Genomic DNA, 1,327 nt, shown 5'->3' with positions numbered 1-1,327 from the left:
TTGAAATAATATCAGGAGCAGAAAGTTTATAATATGAGAAAAGGAAAAATAACTCAAATCATCGGAGCAGTTGTCGATGTAAGTTTTGAAGGAGAATTACCCGAGATTTTAACTGCACTCGAATGTAAAAATGCTGGGAACAGGTTAGTTTTAGAAGTAGCCCAACATTTGGGAGAGTCTAGTGTGAGAACCATTGCTATGGATTCTACAGAGGGTCTAAAAAGGGGAGATGAAGTAACAGATACAGGTGCACCAATTAAAGTGCCAGTCGGGCCAGAAACTTTAGGAAGAATTATAAATGTCATTGGTGAACCTATTGATGAAAAAGGTGATGTTAAGAGTAAAGAAAATTGGCCAATCCATAGAGCGGCTCCAGAATTTAATGATCAATCTACAGAGACTGAAATATTAGTTACAGGTATTAAAGTAATTGATCTTTTAGCGCCATATGCCAAAGGTGGAAAAATTGGATTATTTGGTGGTGCAGGTGTTGGAAAGACTGTTTTAATTATGGAATTGATAAATAACGTTGCTAAAGCACATGGTGGCTTTTCGGTTTTCGCAGGTGTAGGGGAAAGAACTAGAGAAGGAAATGACCTTTATCATGAGATGATTGACTCAGGAGTAATTAAGCCAGAAGGCAAAGGTTCAAAAGCTGCATTAGTCTATGGTCAAATGAACGAACCCCCAGGAGCAAGAGCAAGGGTAGCGTTAACTGGATTGACTGTTGCTGAATATTTTAGAGATCAAGAAGGCCAAGACGTGTTATTTTTCGTTGATAATATTTTTAGATTTACACAAGCTGGCTCGGAAGTTTCAGCATTATTAGGCAGGATACCTTCAGCAGTTGGATATCAACCAACTCTTGCTACAGATATGGGTAACCTACAAGAGAGAATTACGACAACAAACAAGGGCTCAATTACTTCAGTACAAGCGATTTATGTGCCTGCAGATGACTTAACTGACCCCGCACCAGCAACATCTTTTGCTCACTTAGATGCAACAACAGTATTATCGAGACAGATAGCAGAAATAGGTATTTATCCTGCGGTTGATCCTTTAGACTCAACTTCAAGAATACTAGATCCAAGAATTGTTGGTGATGAACATTATAGAGTAGCTAGAGAAGTACAAAAAGTGCTTCAGACCTACAAATCTTTACAAGATATTATTGCAATTCTTGGAATGGATGAGCTATCCGAAGAGGACAAATTAATTGTAGCCAGAGCTAGAAAAATACAAAGATTTTTATCTCAACCATTCTTTGTTGCAGAGGTTTTTACTGGATCACCTGGAAAATTGGTAGATCTAGACTCAACTATAA

The 1,327-nt window shown here is 37.9% G+C and carries 1 protein-coding gene; it reads left to right on the top strand.

Annotated features, from left to right (window positions below; translation table 11 throughout):
* Positions 1-33: 33 nt before the first annotated feature.
* The coding region (gene atpD / locus AMN84_RS04350; RefSeq protein ID WP_075483737.1) for a F0F1 ATP synthase subunit beta at positions 34-1,327 on the top strand (1,294 nt) is incomplete at its 3' end.

Origin of the sequence: Candidatus Pelagibacter communis, from assembly GCF_001180105.1 — a bacterium.
GTDB classification, from domain to species: Bacteria; Pseudomonadota; Alphaproteobacteria; order Pelagibacterales; family Pelagibacteraceae; genus Pelagibacter; species Pelagibacter ubique_K.
Note: the sequence above shows the minus strand (reverse complement) of the source record. Positions and strands in the feature narration are given on the sequence as shown.